Origin of the sequence: Sphingosinicella sp., from assembly GCF_052388015.1 — a bacterium.
Taxonomy (GTDB): domain Bacteria; phylum Pseudomonadota; class Alphaproteobacteria; order Sphingomonadales; family Sphingomonadaceae; genus Allosphingosinicella.
Window position 1 is genome coordinate 1 of the sequence record NZ_JBQTIN010000047.1, and the last position, 2,751, is coordinate 2,751.

Sequence of the window (2,751 nt, forward strand, 5' to 3'; positions counted from 1 at the left end):
CACAACCCCGCCGACTGGCCGGACCCGAACCGGATCGCCGCGGTCGAGGAGCCGTGGATCGAGGCGACCATCTACGTCCCCGACGAGCATCTCGGCGCCATCCTGAAGCTGTGCCAGGACCGGCGCGGGGTGCAGAAGAACCTCACTTACGTCGCCGGCCGGGCGCAGCTCACCTACGATCTGCCGCTCAACGAGGTCGTGTTCGATTTCTACGACCGGCTGAAATCGATCAGCCGCGGCTATGCGAGCTTCGATTATCACCAGACCGGGCATCGCGACGGCGATCTCGTCAAGATGAACATCCTGGTCAACGGCGAGCCGGTCGACGCGCTCGGCATGATCGTCCACCGCGCCGCCGCCGAGGCGCGCGGCCGGCAGCTCTGCGAGCGGCTCAAGGACCTGATCCCCCGCCATTTGTTCAAGGTCCCGATCCAGGCCGCGATCGGGGGGAAGATCATCGCGCGGGAAACGATTGCGGCGCTGCGCAAGGACGTGACCGCGAAATGCTATGGCGGCGATATTTCGCGGAAGCGGAAGCTGCTGGACAAGCAGAAGGAAGGGAAGAAGCGGATGAGAGAGTACGGCTCCGTGTCGATCCCTCAGGAAGCGTTTATCGCGGCGCTGCGGATGGGGGAGGAGTGAGCGGCCTTCGGGCTACAGGCGATAAACTAAACCGATATTCGCCACAGGCTGGCCGGCGGCCCGGGCGCCGCGGCTTTACTCGCCGGCGCCCTTGGTCTCGGCGGACTGCGGCTTCGGCTGCTGCTGCTCGATCTCGCCCTCGACCTTCCAGGCGAAATCGCCGCGGCCGCCGGAGAACTCGGCCTGCCCCATCGCGACGGCGTCGCATTCGGCCTTCAGACGCGAATCGCGCCAAGGGCCGTGGAGGGTGGCGGTGCGGTAGCGGTAATAGGGCATGGGCAAGCCAATCGAAGCGAAAGCGCCCGGCCGGGCGGTCCGGACGGGAGCGGGGATGGCGGGGAGCCGCGGGTATAGCCGGCGTGCATGGAAGCCCGTCGACGCGCGCGAGATGAATATTCATTCAACTCCGTGCAAGTGCCGCGGCGCACAGTTTGTGCATATCCGTTGCGAGATGCGTCGATGGATCGAACGGCTCCCTCTCCCCGGCGGGGAGAGGGTTGGGGTGAGGGGGTTCTGAATCAGTGAGCGATCGCCAGCGCCCGACCCCCTCTCCCTACCCTCTCCCCGGCGGGGAGAGGGAAGAAACGTCTTCCTCCGCCAGGACGCCCATCCGCAGGAGTTGGTTGGCGATCGCACAGATCTCGCCGAGCTGGGTGCGGGCCTGGTCGCGGATCCGGTTCGACTGGGTGAGGCCGGGCGGCAGGGCGATGCTGCCGTCCTCGGCGCGGACCAGCTGGCCGCGCTCGACCAGGCCGTTGACCTTGCGCCGCGCCGTCTCCCGGTTGAGCCCGGTCGCATGGGCGATGCCGGCGATGTTGACCTTGGCGAGATCGGCCGGATCGAGCGGCACGGAAAGGCTGCGATATTTCGCCGGCAGATCGGCCCGCAGCAGCCGCTCCGAGCTGATCGCGATCACCGCGACCATGATCATCACGCTGTCATAATCGCCGACATTGGTGCGCCATTTCTCCAGCGAGCGCAGCGTGTAAGCGGCGATGGCGAGGCCGGCGACGCGGCTGCACTCCTCGAACCCGGCTTCGTCGACCCGGACCGGCATGGCGTCCCCCGGCGCCCCGGCACGGGGGCGCGGCGCGGCGCCAGTGTAGCACGGGCAAGCGGCGAAGTAATTTGCTTATCGCGGCCGGCGCGCCCATGCCGGTCGATGAGGCCGCCGGCACCCGCCCGGCCATCCCGGAAAGGAAGCCGATGCCCACCCCCGAGGAATATCGCGCCAAGGCGGACGAGGCGCTGATCCAGCTCGACGAAGCGAAGACCGAGGCCGAGCGGAGCCGGCTCAGGCGCGCGCGCGGCGTCTATCTCAAGCTCTCCACCCATGCGGCCGAGGCGGCCGAGCGGGCGGCGATGAAGCCGGCGCCCAGGATCGTGCCGGAGAAGCCGCAGGCGGCGGCGAGCCGGTCCGGCCTGTCGGCCTGGTCGATCAAGTAAGCGAGGACCGGAGCGGCTGGCGATGGCGGGGGCGCTCCTTTAGGCTGGCGCGATGAGCGACAGGCAGCAGCGGCACGAGGCGGCGGTCAAACAGGCGATCGCGATCGCCGCGCGCAACCCGTTGCCGCTCGTGGCGCGGAGCCTCACCGCGGCCGAGAACCGCGCCGCCCAGCGCAAGGAGATCGGCTGCCTGTTCGACGGCGGCGCGATGCTGCTCGTGATCGCGCCCTTCACCTTGCTGCTTTCCGGCGATCCGGACTTCGCCTGGCGGGTGGCGCCCTGGTGCCTCGGCGCGGCGCCGCTCGTCTGGGCGATCGGCTGGCTGCTCAAGTGGCGCGCCGGGCGGGGCTATGTCGATCCGGGGATCGAGATCGAGGCGGCGGCGGACGGGCTGACGATCCGGCGTGGGCAGGACGTGGAGCGGCTCGATTATGGCGCGCTGTCGCTCGCCGTCCGGCCGGGCGCGTTCGAGCGCAACCCGTTCCTGAGCGTCGTGCTCGACCTGCCCGCCGGGCCGATCGAGCTCGACAATAGTCATTTCAGGCGCGGCCGGACGACCGGCGCCGCGATCCTGGCCAAGGTGCAGGCGGCCGGCGGCGCGGCGCGGCCGGCGGAGGCCTAGCGCCAGTAGCGGACGCGGATATGGCGGCAGACGCGCTGGCG

The 2,751-nt window shown here is 69.5% G+C and carries 4 protein-coding genes and 1 pseudogene; 3 read left to right on the forward strand and 2 right to left on the reverse strand.

All coding sequences use genetic code 11. The annotated features are described in order from the left end of the window. Positions 1-642: pseudogene (locus ACT4N3_RS04365) on the forward strand (elongation factor 4); the annotation flags it as partial. A 75-nt stretch (positions 643-717) separates the two neighbouring features. On the opposite strand, the gene ACT4N3_RS04370 reads toward ACT4N3_RS04365, so the two are convergent. Both ACT4N3_RS04370 and ACT4N3_RS04375 read right to left on the reverse strand, forming a co-directional pair. Next, the gene (locus ACT4N3_RS04370; protein ID WP_444853988.1) at positions 718-918 is read right to left on the reverse strand and encodes a hypothetical protein; all 201 of its coding nucleotides are present in this window, start codon (positions 916-918) and stop codon (positions 718-720) included. 277 nt (positions 919-1,195) lie between these two features. Continuing rightward, complete coding sequence (locus ACT4N3_RS04375) at positions 1,196-1,699, reverse strand: hypothetical protein (protein WP_444853989.1); 504 nt, start codon at positions 1,697-1,699, stop codon at positions 1,196-1,198. 95 nt (positions 1,700-1,794) lie between these two features. Between ACT4N3_RS04375 and ACT4N3_RS04380 the strand changes: the two genes are divergently transcribed. Both ACT4N3_RS04380 and ACT4N3_RS04385 read left to right on the forward strand, forming a co-directional pair. Further along, positions 1,795-2,088, forward strand: coding sequence for a hypothetical protein (locus ACT4N3_RS04380; RefSeq protein ID WP_444853990.1), 294 nt, complete (start codon positions 1,795-1,797; stop codon positions 2,086-2,088). 52 nt (positions 2,089-2,140) lie between these two features. Next, entirely contained in the window at positions 2,141-2,710 is a 570-nt protein-coding gene (locus ACT4N3_RS04385) for a hypothetical protein (RefSeq protein WP_444853991.1), read from the forward strand. The last annotated feature ends 41 nt before the right edge of the window (positions 2,711-2,751 follow it).